Source organism: Streptomyces sp. NPDC030862 (genome assembly GCF_055571835.1).
In genome coordinates, this window is sequence record NZ_JBVIEN010000003.1 from 1 (window position 1) to 15,448 (window position 15,448).

Genomic DNA, 15,448 nt, shown 5'->3' on the forward strand with positions numbered 1-15,448 from the left:
CCTCCGGGCGCTTCCCTTCGGTCTTTCGTGTTTCCAGCTTAGCAGATCCGTTTTCCGTTTCCGCCACCCGCTGGAGCGGGCTGCCGGGCCGTTCTTCGCTTTCGCGTTTCCCTTTCCGGCGGTTCCGACTCTATCAGATCCTTTCGGGCCTGATTCCCAGTCAGCGGGGCTGTCTTCCCGACCCGTTGGGCCGTTCCGACGTTTCAAACTCTAGCGGATTTCCCGGGCGGCTCATAATCGAGCCTTTCGAAATGCATTTCGGGCATGCCGAAAATACGTCCCGTTCGGGAGATCGTGCTGGGTTTGGTTGCCGCGTTCGCGGCGGGATCGGCTGTCGCAGAACCGTTCCGGCTCCGTGACAACTCGAAGAACCTTACGCATCGGCAAGGGGCGTGTCAAGTGACCTCTAGTCGAGGTCACTCAGCCGCCCGCCCGCGTCCGGCTGGGCGTGCTCGACCCTCCGCAGCAGGCGGATCAAGAGCTCCCCGAGCACGCCGCGCTCCTCGCTCGACAGGTCCTGGAGGAGGTCCTCCTCGAAGGCGGTCGCCATGCGCATCGCCTCCAGCCACTTGGCGCGGCCCTCGTCCGTCAGCTCGACGATGACGCGCACCCGGTTGTTCTCGTCGCGGTCGCGGGTGACCAGACCGTCGGCCGCCATGCGGTCGATGCGGTGCGTCATGGCGGCCGGCGTGAGGCCGAGCCGCTTGGCGAGGTCGCCGGGGCCCAGGCGGTACGGGGCGCCGGAGAGGACGAGGTGCTTGAGGACCTCCCACTCGGCGTTGCTGATGCCGAGCTCGGCGACCTGGCGGCCGTACGCCACGTTCATACGGCGGTTCAGCCGGCCCAGCGCCGAGACCACCTTCTCGACCTGGGGGTCGAGGTCGCGGAACTCGCGCTGGTAGGCGGCGATCTGTTCGTCGAGGGTCGGCTCCTGCGTTGCGGACATGCCGGGAGTATCCCACGGCACGGCTTGGCGTTGAAGTCCTTCCATGTGTAGAGTTAAGGATCGAACTTTAGCGTTGAAGTCTTCCGAGGTAAGTCCTCGCGAACCGAAGTAGGTGAGTGTGTCCAAGGCGATGGGCGCTGCGATGCGCCGGATCCAGGCGGGGAACGTGCTGAGCGCGTTCGGGCTCGGGTTCACCGTTCCGTATCTCTATGTGTATGTGGCTCAGGTGCGGAACCTGGGCGCCGGTACGGCGGGTGTCGTGCTGGCCGTCTTCGCCATGGCCGCACTCGTCGTGCTGCCCTTCACCGGGCGGGCCATCGACCGCCGCGGGCCGCTTCCCGTGGTGGTCGGCGCCGCGCTGCTGGCCGCCGTCGGGGCGCTGGGCATGGGGCTGGCCGGCAGCGTGCCCACCGTCGTACTGGCTGCGGCCCTCCTGGGTGCCGGTACGGCCGTGATGCAGCCGGCCCTCGCCACGATGATCGTGTGGTGCTCCTCCACGGCGACGCGCACGCGCGCCTTCGCCCTGCAGTTCTTCCTGCAGAACCTCGGGCTCGGCATCGGCGGCCTGATCGGCGGGCAGCTGGTCGACGAGAGCCGTCCGGACAGCTTCCTGCTGCTGTTCTCGATCGAGGCGGCGATGTTCCTCGTACTGGCCGTGATCGCCGCGACCGTACGGATGCCGCGTACGCCGTCGATCGCGGACGCGCGGCCGCAGACCGAAGGCGGCGGTGTGCGGGCGCTGCTCGGACACCGGGCCATGGTGCAGCTGTGCGTGCTGGGGTTCGTGCTGTTCTTCGCCTGTTACGGGCAGTTCGAATCGGGCCTCGCGGCGTACGGCACGGAGGCCGCAGGGATCGAGCCGTCGGCGCTCGGCATGGCCCTGGCCGCGAACACGGCGGTCATCGTGGTCGCCCAGTTCCTGGTGCTGCGCTTCGTGGAGCGGCGCCGCCGGTCCCGGATGATCGCGGCGGTCGGGCTGATCTGGACCGTGGCGTGGCTCTTCGCGGGGTACGCCGGGCTCGGGCACGGCAGCCAGACGATGGCGACGGCCGCGTTCATCACCACGTACGGCCTCTTCGGTCTCGGTGAGGCGATGCTGTCGCCGACCGTGGCGCCGCTGGTGGCCGACCTGGCGCCGGAGTCGATGGTCGGGCAGTACAACTCGGCGTTCGCGCTGGTCAAGCAGCTCGCGCTGGCGATCGGGCCGGCCGTGGGCGGGCCCATGGGGGCCGCGCTGCACGGCCCGTACATCGTGACCTTCGTCCTCTTCTCGCTGGGCATCACCGTGCTGGCCCTGCGGCTGGGCCGCAAGCTCACCACGGCGCAGGACCACCCGTACCTCGTGGCGAGGTCCCGGGTGGTCGCCCAGCACACGCCGGACCGGCGGGTGACCGTCCAGCCCGGCGGCTGAGCCGGCCGCCGGCCCGGCGGCTAACCCGGGAGCGCGAACTCGCACCAGACCGCCTTGCCGCCTCCCGGCGTGCGGCGGCTGCCCCAGGACGAGGCGATCGTGGCGATGATCGAGATGCCGCGACCCGCCTCGTCCTCCGTTTCGGCACGGCGGCGGCGCGGCAGGTGGTCGTCGCCGTCCGTCACCTCGATGATCAGGCGGCGGTCGGTGCGGCGGAGCCTGAGGCGCATCGGCGGGGTGCCGTGCTGGAGGGAGTTCGCGACCAGCTCGCTGGTGGCGAGCACCCCCAGGTCGCGCAGTTCGACCGGGAAGCGCCAGCTGGAGAGCACCCCGGAGGCGAAGGCACGCGCGCGGGGCGCCGCTTCCACTCCGCCGAGCAGGTCGAGCGCGGCGTTGTGGAACAGCTCCGCGTCCGGGCCCGTGCGCGTCGGGTGCTGGAGGACCAGGACGGCGACGTCGTCGTCGTGCTCCGCGGTGACGCCGAGGGCGCGCAGCAGGCGGTCGCAGACCACCTGGGGGGTGCCGGTGGCGCCGGCGAGGGCGCGCTCCAGGGCGGCGACGCCCTCGTCGATGTCCTCGCGGCGCCGCTCGACCAGGCCGTCGGTGTAGAGGACGGCGGTGGAGCCGGGCGGCAGGGCGATGGTGCCGGAGGTGTGCAGCCAGCCGCCGGTGCCGAGCGGCGGGCCGGTCGGCTCGTCGGCGCGGCGGACGGTGCCGTCCTCGTCCCTGACCAGGATCGGGAGGTGCCCGGCGGAGGCGTAGACGAGTCGGCCCTCGTTGGGGTCGTGGACGGCGTAGACGCAGGTGGCGATCTGGCTGGCGTCGATCTCGGAGGCCAGGCCGTCGAGGAGCTGGAGCACCTCGTGGGGCGGCAGGTCGAGACGGGCGTACGCGCGTACGGCGGTGCGCAGCTGGCCCATGACGGCCGCCGCGCGCACACCGCGGCCCATGACGTCGCCGATGACCAGGGCGGTGCGGCCCGCGCCCAGGGTGATCACGTCGTACCAGTCGCCGCCGACCGCCGCGTCCGTGCCTCCCGGCTGGTACGTGGCGGCGACGCGCAGGTCGTCGGGCTGCTCCAGCTCCTGCGGGAGGAGAGAGCGCTGGAGGGTGACGGCGGTCTCGCGGTGGCGGCGCTCGCTGGCGCGGAGCCGGGCCGCGGCGTCGGCGTGGTCGGTGACGTCCGCGGCGTGGACGAGGACGCCGCCGCCCTCGTGGCCGGGCGTGTCGACGGGGAGGCAGGTGACCGTGTACGAGCCGCCGTGCGTGCGGCGGGACTTGACCGTGCGGGGCTTCCCGCTGCGCAGCACCTGGTCCATGAGCGGCAGCAGACCCAGCTCGGTCAGCTCCGGGCAGTCGGCCGCGAGGGTGGTGCCGGGGGCGCGGTGGCCGAAGGCGGTGGCGTAGGCGTCGTTGACGTACGCGATGCGGTGCTCGGGGCCGTACGCGACGGCGACCAGGCCGGGGAGGCTGCTGAGGATCTCGGTGACGGAGAAGTCCTCCAGCGCGGGAACGCCGTCGGGCTGGGGCTCCGGTCGGCGGCCGGGCTCACCCGTGCCCGACTCACCGCGCGCGGCGGGGACCGAGCCGTCCCCGCGCTGCGCCGGCGCGACCCCAGGGTCGGAGCCGCGCGCGGCGGCGCGGCGTTGCGTACCGGGGAGCCGGGCGCTCCAACGGGTGAAGTTCACGGATCTGTATGCCTCGTGGTGTCGGTGCCGTGCTGGATCGCTGGGTCACTCTGTGCAGGTGTGAGCCCACCTATGGTCACACGTCCAGTGTGACCGAGCGCACTGACAATGGCGTCGGCCGATGCGTCGGCCAGTGCGTGCGATGCGTGTGGTGCCTGCGGTGCGCGTGCGGTGCAGTGCGGTGCGCGTGCCGTACGTCAGTCGGACTTCGGTGCGCCGTCCGCGGTTCCGCCCTCGGCGACCTCCCTGGGGTCGGGTGGCGGCGGTCCGGCGGCGAGTTCGAACTCGGCACGCGGGTGCTCCAGTGAGCCGAGGGACACGATCTCCCGCTTGAACAGCCCGGCCAGCGTCCATTCGGCCAGCACGCGTGCCTTGCGGTTGAACGTCGGCACCCGGCTGAGGTGGTACGCGCGGTGCATGAACCAGGCGGGGTAGCCCTTGAGTTTGCGGCCGTAGACGTGCGCGACGCCCTTGTGCAGGCCGAGCGAGGCGACCGAGCCGGCGTACTTGTGGGCGTACTGCTTGAGCGGCCGGCCCTGGAGGGAGGCGACGAGGTTCTCGGCGAGGACCTTGGCCTGGCGTACGGCGTGCTGGGCGTTGGGGGCGCACTCCCGGCCCTCCTCCTCGGCCGTGACGTCCGGGACGGCCGCCGCGTCCCCCGCCGCCCAGGCGTGTTCGACGCCCTTGACGGTGAGGAACGGCGTACACGCGAGACGGCCGCGTTCGTTGCGGGGCAGGTCCGTGGCGGCGAGGACGGGTGCGGGTTTGACGCCCGCCGTCCACACGACCGTACGGGTGGGGAGACGCGTGCCGTCGCTGAGGACGGCGACGCGGCCCTCGCACGATTCGAGGCGGGTCTCGAGCCGTACGTCGATGTTGCGGGCGCGCAGCTCGCGCACGGTGTAGCGGCCCATGTCCGCGCCGACCTCGGGGAGGATGCGGTCGGTCGCCTCGACGAGGACCCACTTCAGGTCCGCCGGCTTGATGTTGTGGTAGTACCGCGCGGTGTAGCGGGCCATGTCCTCCAGCTCGCCGAGGGCCTCCACGCCGGCGTAGCCGCCGCCGACGAAGACGAAGGTGAGGGCGGCGTCGCGGATGGCGGGGTCGCGGGTGGAGGAGGCGATGTCCATCTGCTCGATGACGTGGTTGCGCAGGCCGATGGCCTCTTCGACCGTCTTGAAGCCGATGCCGTAGTCGGCGAGGCCCGGGACCGGGAGGGCGCGCGAGATGGAGCCGGGCGCGATGACCAGCTCGTCGTAGGGCAGCTGGACGGGGCCCGCGCCCTCCTCCTCGGTGGCGAGGGTGCTGACGGTGGCGGTGCGCTTGGCGTGGTCGACGGCCGTGACCTCGCCGATGAGGATCCCGCAGTGGTTCAGGACACGGCGCAGCGGGACGACGACGTGGCGGGGCGAGATGTTGCCGGCCGCCGCCTCGGGGAGGAAGGGCTGGTACGTCATGTACGGGTCGGGCGTGACCACGGTGATGCGGGCCGTGCCGCTTCTCAGCCGGTCCTTGAGGTGCCGCTGGAGGTGCAGCGCGGTGTACATCCCGACGTAGCCACCGCCGACAACGAGAATGCGCACAGGTTCGGTCACCATCCCATGACGCAACGGGCTCCGGGGTTTGTCCACAGGCCCGACAACTTGTATGACCGGAGAGCGAGGCGGGCGCGGGGCGCCGCGGCGGGGCGGGGGCGGCGGCCGGGCCGGAAGGTGCGCAGGTCAGGGGAGGGGGCGCGGGTGCGGACGGGGTGGGGTGGGGGGCCGGAATCGGGAGTGTTCCGGTCCTTGCTCCGATCGGGGGGCGCACCGGACGGAACTGCCCCTTCTGAATTGACCCCGACTCAACTATGTTCGTATGTCGTCGGGGTGTCCGGTCGTCGCGCGTGACCTGAGCGATGGATCCGGTCCCCGATCGTCAGGGCGGGGAGTCTCCGGGGGGAGACGTCATAACCGGGGGAACACATGCATGTTCAGGATTCGCATTTGCAGGCCGTCGTCGCGTCGTCGGCGGCGGACGGGACCGTACGGGCGATGGCCGACGGGCGCTCGATGACCGGCGGGGGCGCCATGCCGGGCGGCGGCTCGCTGACCGGCGGGGGCTCCCTGTCCGCCGGGACCGGGCGTACGGCGCCGCTGCGCGTGGACGCGCAGCGGAATCTGGAGCACGTGCTGCGGGCGGCCCGCGAGGTCTTCGGCGAGCTCGGGTACGGGGCGCCGATGGAGGACGTGGCGCGCCGGGCCAGGGTCGGCGTCGGCACGGTCTACCGGCGCTTCCCCAGCAAGGACGTGCTGGTGCGCCGCATAGCCGAGGAGGAGACCTCCCGGCTGACCGAGCAGGCGCGCGCGGCGCTGGGCCAGGAGGAGGACCCCTGGTCGGCGCTCTCCCGCTTCCTGCGTACGTCGGTGGCCTCGGGCGCCGGGCGGCTGCTGCCGCCGCACGTACTGCGGGTGGGCGTGGACGACGCGCCCCAGGGAGACGTGCTCGGTGGTCCGGGCGACCTCGGCGAGCTGGGTGAGCTCGGTGGGTTCGGCGACTCGCGGGTTCCGCACCAGCGTGCGGTGCCGGCGGCGGAGCTGGACGACCCGGGCGCGGCGGAGCTGCTGGAGGTCGTGGGCCGGCTCGTCGAGCGGGCGCGGGAGGCGGGCGAGCTGCGCGGTGACGTGACGGTCGCCGACGTCCTGCTGGTCATCGCGACGGCGGCGCCCTCGCTGCCGGACGCCGCCCAGCAGAGCGCGGCGTCGGCACGGCTCCTCGACATCCTGCTGGAGGGGCTCCGCTCCCGGCCCGCGTAACGGCGGACAGGCGACGCCCGCGCCGCACCGGCTCCGTACCGGCTCCGTACCGGTCCACACCCGAACGGGTGAGGCCTCGTGCGCCGATTCGGGCCGGTTCCCCGGATGAGTGGTCAACGGGCCAACGGCCCCGGGCGGGGCCGGCCCCTGTGGCACGCTTGCCCGGAGGTTCGGTCCGAGCAGTGGTACGGGGGCTTCCGCCATGAGCGGTGAGGGTCGAGACGAGCCGCCGAGCGGCGGCGTGGCCGATGCGGACACCGGTGCGAGTGTGCCCGCGCAGCGCGCGGGCGGATCCGCTAGGGCCTCCGGAGTCTCAGCGGCATCGGAGGCACCGGGGTCCGTGCTGCCACCGCCGGTCGAGCTGCCCCCCTCGGACGCCGAGCTGGTGCGGCGCATGCGCTCCGGCGACGACGGCGCGTACGAGGAGCTGTTCCGCCGCCACGCGGAGGCGGTGCAGCGGTACGCCCGCAGCTGCTGCCGGGACGGGCACACGGCCGACGACCTCACCGCCGAGGTGTTCGCGCGGACGCTGCAGGCCGTGCGCGGTGGCGCGGGGCCGGAGCACGCCGTGCGGGCGTACCTGCTGACGACCGTGCGGCGGGTCGCGGCGGCCTGGGCGAAAACCGCCAAGCGGGAGCAGCTCGTCGAGGACTTCGCGGTGTTCGCCGCCCAGGCGGCGCGTACGGCGGAGGTGTCCGAGGAGGACACCCTCGAGCTCGGTGCCGAGGTGCGGGCGATGCAGGAGGCGGAGCGCTCGCTCGCCATGCGGGCGTTCCGTTCGCTGCCCGAGCGGTGGCAGGCGGTCCTGTGGCACACGACGGTCGAGGAGGAGTCACCGAGCGAGGTGGCACCCCTCTTCGGACTGACCCCCAACGCCACGGCGGTGCTGGCCAGCCGCGCGCGCGAAGGCCTCAAGCAGGCCTACCTCCAGGCGCACGTGAGCCGGGCGCTCACCTCCGGCGGTGACTGCGCGCGGTACGCCGACCGGCTGGGCGCGTACGCCCGGGGCGGGCTGCGGATGCGCGCCGAGCGGGGGTTGCGCAGGCACCTGGAGGAGTGCGCGAAGTGCCGCGTGGCGGTGGGCGAGCTGGAGCAGGTCAACGCCGGGATCCCCGCGCTCCTGCCGGTCGCCGTCATCGGCTGGTTCGCGGCCGGGGCCTCCCTCAAGGCGGCCGGTGTGGTGGCGGCCGGCGGGGCGGCGGGCGCGACCGGCGCCGCGGCGGCGGCCACCGGAGCAGGTACCGGGGCGGGAGCAGGGGCCGGTGGAGCCGCGGGCGGGGCCGCTGCCGAGGGGCTGGGGGCACCGGTGAAGGCGGGCATCGCGGCCGCGGTGGCCGCAGCGGCGACCGCCGGGCTGGTCTGGGCGCTGTCGGGCGACCCGAAGCCCGCGCCGGAACCGCAGGCCAGGCCGCCGAAGGCGGAACCGGTCGCCCCGCGCGAGGAGCCGGCGCCCCGGCCCAGCCCGTCGAAGCCGTCCCCCACTCCGACACCCGCGCCCCCGCCGGCCCCGAGCCCCGCGCCACGCCCGGATCCGGTCCGTACGCCGACGCCGACACCCGGCCCGGCGAAGCCCACACCCCCGTCCCCGCAGCCGACCCCGAAGCCGGCGCCGACGCCGAAACCGGCTCCGACACCCACTCCGCCGCCCGCGCCCGCCGTGTACCGGGTCAACGCGCCGCACTACGGCCTCTTCGGCGACCACACCCGCCCCGAGGTCCGGCTGCACGAGTCCAGCTGGCTGTGGCAGCGCTGGGGGATGTCGATCGGCGGGAAGCGGTACGGCCACGGCGTGACCGTGCACGCGCGGTCGTCCGTCACCATCGACCTCAACCGCCGCTGCTCGGCGTACGACGCCTTCGTCGGCGTCGACGACATGGCGCTGGGCCTGGGCGCGGCGCGGTTCTCGGTGTACGGGGACGGCGGCGTGCGGCTGTGGCGGTCGCCGGTGGTGCGCGGCGGCGACGCGGCGGTGCCCGCGCGCGTGACGATCGCCGGGCACCGCACGATCAGGCTCGTCGTCGAGCCGGACCCCGGCACGCCCCTCGCCGCGGCGGCCCCGGTCGACTGGGCCGAGTCGCGGATCAGCTGCCGCTGACGTTCACGACCGCAGCGTCGGCCGCGGCGGCACCCCCGCGGCGACCGCGCGCTGCCGGGGCGCCGCCGTACCGGTCCAGCAGGTCCCGCGCCGGGCGATGAGGCGGCGCAGCCACAGCTCCGTGGAGACCAGGTCGGCGAGGCCGTCCAGGGGCAGCGCTTCGCCCTCGGAGGCGGCGCGCAGCGCCCTGCGGACGACCCGGGCCTCGATCAGGCCGGCGTCCGCGAGGAGCGGCGCCTCGAAGAGGTCCATCAGCTCCGGCAGGGCGAGGCGCAGCCCCGCGCGCGTGGCGGCGGCCGACGGGGCGTGGGAGGGCGCGCCCCAGCCGGGCGGGAGGTCGCGGATGCCGGCGCCCGCCAGTACGGCGCGCAGGACCGCGGCCCGGGCGCCGGGCTGGACGCGGAGCGACTCCGGGAGGTCGCGGCAGGCGCGTACGACCTGGTTGTCGAGGAAGGGGGCGTGCAGCCGCTGGCTGCGGATCTCGGCGGCCTGCTCCAGGATGCGGTGGTCCGCCGCGTGCCGTGCCAGGGCCGCACGCGCGCGTGCCTCGCCCGGCCGCTGGACGGACGTGGGGCGGGTCGCCGCCTGCCCCAGGCGAACCGATACTTCAGCGAGCGCCTCGCCGGTGAGCCAGCGCGCGGCGGGCCCCGGCCGGGACCAGGCCAGTGCGGAGAGGGAGGCGTCCAGGGGCCCGGCCACGGCCGGCACGGTCCGGTTCGCCGCGAGCAGCCCGTCGGCGGCGGACTCCAGACCTGCGCGGTACGGCGTACGGGCCAGCTTGCGCGCCGCCCGGTACACGGTCAGCGGCACCAGGAGGGAGCCCGCCGAGGGGCCGGCGGCCTTGGCGAGCGCGGTGACCGGACGCAGCAGGTGCCGGCGTCTGCGGTCCAGCAGCAGGTCGGCCAGGCGCGCGGGGTGGGCGTCCAGGACCTGGCGGGCGCCGTGCCCGGTGAAGTGGTCGGCGCTGCCCGCGGCGAGGCGCCGCCGGTGGCGTGCGGCGGTCACCAGGGAGGGGCCCGGTTCGTCGGTCAGGGGCCCCTCCAACTCCAGGAAGGGAAGGGCCTCTTCCCCCGCCGCGACCACCACGTGGTGGAGGCGGGGATTCTCGGCGATGAGCCGGGCCCGTTCCCGCTCGTCGTCGTGGCCGCCCGTGGCCAGGTCGTTGAAGGTGACGGCGAGCAGCCGCTCCCCGGCACCCGTACCGTGCCCCAGGACCGTGCCGGGGGCGCCGGGCAGCCCCGCCGCGAGCAGCGCCAGCGTGCTGGACGCGCTGCCGCCCGACAGGTCGGCACCGATGCCCGGGGCGGGCGCCCCGCGTGCGGCGCGCCGTTCGGCGGGCCCCATCCCGGGCACGGGCCCGGGGTCGGGCGGCGGGGTCTCCGGGGCGTGCCGGGGCGCGGTGAGCCGGGCGCGTACCGCCTCGACCAGCGCTTCCCGTACGCCCTCGACGGCCCGGTCCGGGTCGATGCGGGGCCCCTCGACGGCGAGCGAGGCGACCGGTTCGTAGCCGGTGATCTCGCGCGAGCCCTCGCGCAGCACGAGCGCGTGGCCCGGCGGGACCCGCTTCACCCCGGCGTACGGCGTGGAGTCGCGCAGCGCCTCGGGGGTCTCGGGGCAGGCGAGGAGCGCCGCCAGGTGGCCGATGTCCAGCTGTGCCTCGATGAGGTCGGCGAGCGGCAGGGCGGCGGTCGCGTACGCCGTGCCGTTGGCCCACGGCGTGTGGAACACCGGGCGCGCCCCGGCCAGGTCGCCCGCGACGATGATGCGCCGCCCGGTCTGGACGACGGCGGTGTAGCTTCCCGGCCACGCCGTGAGGTGGCGCATGGCGCCGCCGCGCGCCGCGAACAGCCCGACCCTCAGCTGCTCGTCGCTGGCGGCGCAACAGCCCAGTACGGCAAGGCGCGTGCACGCGTCGACGGAGATGACCCGCACCTCGTCGGGGCGCCAGTCGCCCACCGCCCACAGCGGATCCGGGTCACCCCACAGCAGTTGGGCGCCGACCGGGTGCACGGTGCGTCCGTCGTCGTCCGCCCCTACCGCCCCCGCCGTACCGAAGCTCGCGGCGATACTGCTCCACCCCACCAGCCACCGCATCGCCGCCTCCACCGCCTGTGGACAACATCAGCCTTCGATGAGGACATGCTGCCACGACAACGGCGCACAGGAGGGCTCCCGGGCGCGCCCCCGGGAAAAGGGAACACGCCCCTGGCATGGGCGATATGACGTTGGTTATGACGATGCTTCGGAGTGGGTTCGGAGTCGGAAGGGGGATGGTTCGACCGGTTCGGCGATGGGCATCATCCAGCCAATCTGCCCCGCATCCGTACAGATCCGGTATCGGCTTCGGACCGGATCCGTACGCACGGCATCGGATCCGTACGGAGGTTCGTACGCATGCTCCCTACGTACGGTTCCGTACGCACGGCTCCGGACGGATCGACGGTCCGGGAGGCGCCCTTCGCCTCCCGGACCGGTCCGCCACCCGCGGGGAATGAGGCGGCGGTGTCCCCCAGCCCACTGGTTCCAGTACGCAGCGGGCCGACCCACGCAGGCTCCATGGAAGCGCTCCCCCTCCGACCAGGGCCAGAGCGCACGGCCGGGCGCACGGCCACACGGCCGGAGCACGGAGGACGGGTGGCGCGCGCGCGTCCGGAACACCGCACGCTCCTCACCATCCGCCCGTACGCACAACAATCTCGCCATACGGAACACTGCCTCTTAACGGTCGGGATCCGCCGAACTACGCTGGGTTTACGAATGCCGCGCGCCTATGCCTGGCGTGCGGCGGCCGTCTGGGTGTCGAGGGGTGGCGCATGTCCAGGGAGCAACGCGGGCCGAACGAGAAGCTCGGCACCGTTCTCGCCCTCGCGGGAATCAGCAACGCCGGCCTGGCCCGGCGGGTCAACGACCTCGGGGCGCAGCGCGGTCTGACCCTGCGCTACGACAAGACGTCGGTGGCCAGGTGGGTGTCGAAGGGCATGGTGCCGCAGGGCGCCGCGCCCCACCTCATCGCGGCCGCGATCGGGCAGAAGCTCGGCCGTCCGGTGCCGCTGCACGAGATCGGTCTGGCGGACGCCGACCCGGCGCCGGAGGTCGGTCTCGCCTTCCCGCGCGACGTCGGCGAGGCGGTCAAGTCGGCGACCGAGCTGTACCGGCTGGATCTGGCCGGGCGGCGGGCGGGCGGCGGCGGGATCTGGCAGTCGCTGGCCGGTTCCTTCGCGGTGAGCGCGTACGCGACGCCCGCGTCCCGCTGGCTGATCACCCCCGCCGACTCGTCGGTGGAGCGGTCGGTGCCGCCGGATGACGGGCCGGACGGGACGGGGCTCGTGCGCGTGGGCCACAGCGACGTGGCCAAGCTGCGCGAGGCGGCCGAGGACGCGCGCCGCTGGGACTCCAAGTACGGCGGCGGGGACTGGCGTTCGTCGATGGTGCCGGAGTGCCTGCGGGTGGACGCGGCGCCGCTGCTGCTCGGTTCGTACTCGGACGAGGTGGGGCGGGCGCTGTTCGGGGCGACCGCCGAGCTGACCCGGCTGGCGGGCTGGATGGCCTTCGACACGGGCCAGCAGGAGGCGGCCCAGCGGTACTACATCCAGGCGCTGCGGCTCGCGCGGGCGGCGGCGGACGTGCCGCTCGGCGGGTACGTGCTGGCGTCGATGTCGCTGCAGGCCACCTACCGGGGCTTCGCCGACGAGGGCGTGGACCTCGCGCAGGCGGCGCTGGAGCGCAACCGGGGGCTGGCGACGGCCCGGACCATGTCGTTCTTCCGGCTGGTGGAGGCGCGGGCGCACGCCAAGGCGGGCGACGCGGTGGCGGCCGGAGCCGCGCTCAAGGCGGCGGAGGGGTGGCTGGAGCGGTCGCGGGAGGGCGACGCGGACCCCACGTGGCTGGGCTTCTACTCGTACGACCGGTTCTGCGCGGACGCCGCCGAGTGCTACCGCGATCTGAAGGCGCCGCGGCAGGTGCGCCGGTTCACCGAGCAGGCCCTGTCCCGGCCCACGGAGGAGTTCGTCCGCTCGCACGGCCTGCGGCTGGTGGTGAGCGCGGTCGCCGAGCTGGAGTCGGGGAACCTGGACGCGGCGTGCGCGGCGGGCACGCGCGCGGTGGAGGTGGCCGGGCGCATATCGTCGGCCCGTACGACCGAGTACGTACGAGACCTGCTGCACCGGCTGGAGCCGTACGGCGACGAGCCGCGGGTGGTGGAGCTGCGGGAGCGGGCGCGGCCGCTGCTGATGACACCGGCGTGAGGCCCGGGCACGAGGCCCAGGCGTAAGACCCGGGCGTGAGACCCGGGCTTGAGACCCGGGCGTGACCCGCGTCCCACCGGGTTTAGCGCCATTGTCAGTGGGCCAGTGCACTATCTGGGGTGGGAGGTGGCACGGTGTCCGCGTACGGCAGTGAGGGTTCGACCCAGGTCGACAGGTTCGACCGGTTCGTCCGGTTCGACTGCGACGTGCTCGTGATCGGCGGCGGGATCGTCGGCTTGTCGACGGCGTACGCCCTCACGCGCGCCGCGCCCGGTACGCGTGTGGTGGTGCTGGAGAAGGAATCCGGCCCCGCCCGCCACCAGACCGGCCGCAACAGCGGCGTGATCCACAGCGGCATCTACTACCGCCCCGGCTCCCTCAAGGCGCGGTACGCCGTGCGCGGCGCGGCGGAGATGGTGAAGTTCTGCGCCGAGTACGGCCTGCCGTACGAGGTCACGGGCAAGCTGATCGTCGCCACCGAGCGCGACGAGCTGCCCCGGCTGCACGCGCTGGTCCAGCGGGGCCGGGAGAACGGCATCCCGGTCCGGGAGCTGGGCCCGGCGCAGATCAGCGAGTACGAGCCCCAGGTGCGGGGCCTCGCCGCCATCCACGTCGGCACGACGGGCGTGTGCGACTACGGCGCGGTGGCGGCCCAGCTGGCGGAGTCCTCCGGCGCGGACGTCCGGTACGGCGCGGAGGTGACCGCCGTCGACCGGCGCCCCTGGGGCGTCGCCGTCCGTACGGCCGCCGGGGACGTCGTCCGCGCGCGGGCCATGGTCAACTGCGCGGGCCTGCACTGCGACCGGGTCGCGCGCCTGGCGGGCGACGAGCCGGGCGTGCGGATCGTCCCGTTCCGCGGCGAGTACTACGAACTGGTCCGACCGGAGCTGGTGCGCGGCCTGGTGTACCCGGTGCCCGACCCCGCCTTCCCGTTCCTCGGGGTGCACCTGACCCGGGGCATCGACGGCGGCGTCCACGTCGGGCCGAACGCCGTGCCCGCGCTGGCCCGCGAGGGGTACGGCTGGACCACCGTCCGCCCGCGCGACCTGGCCGGGACGCTGACGTGGCCCGGCTCCTGGCACATCGCCCGCCGCCACTGGCGGTACGGCGCCGGCGAGCTGCGCCGGTCCGCGTCGAAGCGCGCCTTCACGGAGGCGGTGCGGCGCCTGCTGCCCGCGATCGGCCCCGGCGACCTGCGCCGCACCCCGGCAGGCGTCCGGGCGCAGGCGGTCCTGCGCGACGGCACGCTCGTCGACGACTTCCTGATCCACGAGGCGCCCCGCACGGTCCACGTGCTGAACGCCCCGTCGCCGGCGGCGACGGCGTCCCTCCCGATCGGCCGGGAGGTGGCGCGGCGCGCACTGGCGCAGCTGGGGTAGCCCGTCTGCGGAGCGGCCGCGGGGGCGTCCCGGGGCCCTTCGGCCCTGCCGTCCCGGTGGGCGGGGGCCGTAGAATCGGGGCATTGTGTCTGAGATCCGTGAAACCGCCGCGCCCCTCCGGCCCAAGGGTGAACCCCGCTTCCCCGAGGGCCCCGCGCCCGATCCCGCCGGGTCGCACTTCGAGCGGCGGATCCGCAGCTTCCAGCCCCGGCGCAGCCGCGTCACGCCCGGGCAGGCCGACGCACTGCGCCGGCTGTGGGGCCGGTGGGGGCTGGACATCGACGGCCGGCGGGTGCTCGACCTGGACGAGCTGTTCGACGGGCTGCCGGCCGTGCTGGAGATCGGCTTCGGTATGGGCGAGGCCACCGCGCGGATGGCCGCCGACGACCCGACGACCGGCATCCTCGCGGTCGACGTGCACACCCCCGGCCAGGGCAACCTGCTCGCCCTCGCGGACCGGGCCGGCCTCACCAACGTACGCGTGGCCAACGGCGACGCGATCATCCTGCTGCGCGAGATGCTGGCGCCCGACGCCCTCGACGGCGTACGCGTGTACTTCCCGGACCCCTGGCCCAAGAAGCGGCACCACAAGCGGCGGCTGATCCAGCCCGAGTTCCTGACGCTCGCCGCGTCCCGCATGAAGCCCGGGGCCGTACTGCACTGCGCGACGGACTGGGAGCCGTACGCCGAGCAGATGCTCGACGTGCTGAGCGCCCACCCGGACTTCGAGAACACCCAGGCCGACGGCGGCTACGCGCCCCGGCCCGCCTTCCGGCCGCTGACCCGGTTCGAGGGGCAGGGGCTGGACAAGGGGCACGTGGTGCACGACCTGCTGTTCCGGCGGCGGGCGGAGCGCGCGGACTCACAGCCGTAACCAAAGCGTCGCGGGC

Annotated in this window: 10 protein-coding genes; 6 read left to right on the forward strand and 4 right to left on the reverse strand. The window is 74.2% G+C overall.

Annotated elements, in window-relative coordinates; genetic code table 11:
* Positions 1-406: 406 nt before the first annotated feature.
* Positions 407-946, reverse strand: a complete 540-nt coding sequence (locus ACZ42X_RS08155; RefSeq protein ID WP_361429748.1) for a MarR family winged helix-turn-helix transcriptional regulator — start codon at positions 944-946, stop codon at positions 407-409.
* Between the two features lie 130 nt (positions 947-1,076).
* Here ACZ42X_RS08155 and ACZ42X_RS08160 point away from each other — a divergent pair, with 130 nt between their 5' ends.
* The gene (locus ACZ42X_RS08160; RefSeq protein ID WP_468287408.1) at positions 1,077-2,357 is read left to right on the forward strand and encodes an MFS transporter; all 1,281 of its coding nucleotides are present in this window, start codon (positions 1,077-1,079) and stop codon (positions 2,355-2,357) included.
* 20 nt (positions 2,358-2,377) lie between these two features.
* Here ACZ42X_RS08160 and ACZ42X_RS08165 read toward each other — a convergent pair whose 3' ends face one another.
* Both ACZ42X_RS08165 and ACZ42X_RS08170 read right to left on the reverse strand, forming a co-directional pair.
* Positions 2,378-4,045, reverse strand: coding sequence for an ATP-binding SpoIIE family protein phosphatase (locus ACZ42X_RS08165; RefSeq protein WP_468285703.1), 1,668 nt, complete (start codon positions 4,043-4,045; stop codon positions 2,378-2,380).
* Positions 4,046-4,242: 197 nt separating this feature from the next.
* A complete protein-coding gene (locus tag ACZ42X_RS08170) occupies positions 4,243-5,643 on the reverse strand; it encodes an NAD(P)/FAD-dependent oxidoreductase (RefSeq protein WP_468285706.1) in 1,401 nt (466 codons plus the stop codon).
* 366 nt (positions 5,644-6,009) lie between these two features.
* On the opposite strand from ACZ42X_RS08170, the gene ACZ42X_RS08175 reads away from it, so the two are divergent.
* Together ACZ42X_RS08175 and ACZ42X_RS08180 are read left to right on the forward strand one after the other, a co-directional pair.
* Complete coding sequence (locus ACZ42X_RS08175; RefSeq protein ID WP_468285708.1) at positions 6,010-6,840, forward strand: TetR/AcrR family transcriptional regulator; 831 nt, start codon at positions 6,010-6,012, stop codon at positions 6,838-6,840.
* A 202-nt stretch (positions 6,841-7,042) separates the two neighbouring features.
* A complete protein-coding gene (locus tag ACZ42X_RS08180; protein ID WP_468285710.1) occupies positions 7,043-8,935 on the forward strand; it encodes a sigma-70 family RNA polymerase sigma factor in 1,893 nt (630 codons plus the stop codon).
* A 3-nt stretch (positions 8,936-8,938) separates the two neighbouring features.
* Here the strand turns inward: ACZ42X_RS08180 and ACZ42X_RS08185 are convergent, their stop codons facing one another.
* Entirely contained in the window at positions 8,939-11,029 is a 2,091-nt protein-coding gene (locus ACZ42X_RS08185; protein WP_468285712.1) for an asparagine synthase-related protein, read from the reverse strand.
* Positions 11,030-11,748: 719 nt separating this feature from the next.
* On the opposite strand from ACZ42X_RS08185, the gene ACZ42X_RS08190 reads away from it, so the two are divergent.
* The 3 genes from ACZ42X_RS08190 (at position 11,749) to trmB (ending at position 15,432) form a co-directional block, all read left to right on the forward strand.
* The gene (locus ACZ42X_RS08190) at positions 11,749-13,179 is read left to right on the forward strand and encodes an MFS transporter (RefSeq protein WP_361429760.1); all 1,431 of its coding nucleotides are present in this window, start codon (positions 11,749-11,751) and stop codon (positions 13,177-13,179) included.
* A 134-nt stretch (positions 13,180-13,313) separates the two neighbouring features.
* Positions 13,314-14,558, forward strand: a complete 1,245-nt coding sequence (gene lhgO, locus ACZ42X_RS08195; protein ID WP_468285714.1) for an L-2-hydroxyglutarate oxidase — start codon at positions 13,314-13,316, stop codon at positions 14,556-14,558.
* 85 nt (positions 14,559-14,643) lie between these two features.
* Positions 14,644-15,432 (forward strand): tRNA (guanosine(46)-N7)-methyltransferase TrmB, encoded by a 789-nt coding sequence (trmB, locus tag ACZ42X_RS08200; RefSeq protein ID WP_468285716.1) that lies wholly within the window; start codon positions 14,644-14,646, stop codon positions 15,430-15,432.
* Positions 15,433-15,448 lie beyond the last annotated feature (16 nt).

Bases quoted from the DNA above. Each gene is read 5' to 3' on its own strand.
- ACZ42X_RS08155 (WP_361429748.1), bottom strand. From the start codon at position 946: ATGTCCGCAACGCAGGAGCCGACCCTCGACGAACAGATCGCCGCCTAC.
- ACZ42X_RS08160 (WP_468287408.1), top strand. From the start codon at position 1,077: ATGGGCGCTGCGATGCGCCGGATCCAGGCGGGGAACGTGCTGAGCGCG.
- ACZ42X_RS08170 (WP_468285706.1), bottom strand. From the start codon at position 5,643: ATGGTGACCGAACCTGTGCGCATTCTCGTTGTCGGCGGTGGCTACGTC.
- ACZ42X_RS08175 (WP_468285708.1), top strand. From the start codon at position 6,010: ATGCATGTTCAGGATTCGCATTTGCAGGCCGTCGTCGCGTCGTCGGCG.
- ACZ42X_RS08180 (WP_468285710.1), top strand. From the start codon at position 7,043: ATGAGCGGTGAGGGTCGAGACGAGCCGCCGAGCGGCGGCGTGGCCGAT.
- ACZ42X_RS08185 (WP_468285712.1), bottom strand. From the start codon at position 11,029: ATGCGGTGGCTGGTGGGGTGGAGCAGTATCGCCGCGAGCTTCGGTACG.
- ACZ42X_RS08190 (WP_361429760.1), top strand. From the start codon at position 11,749: ATGTCCAGGGAGCAACGCGGGCCGAACGAGAAGCTCGGCACCGTTCTC.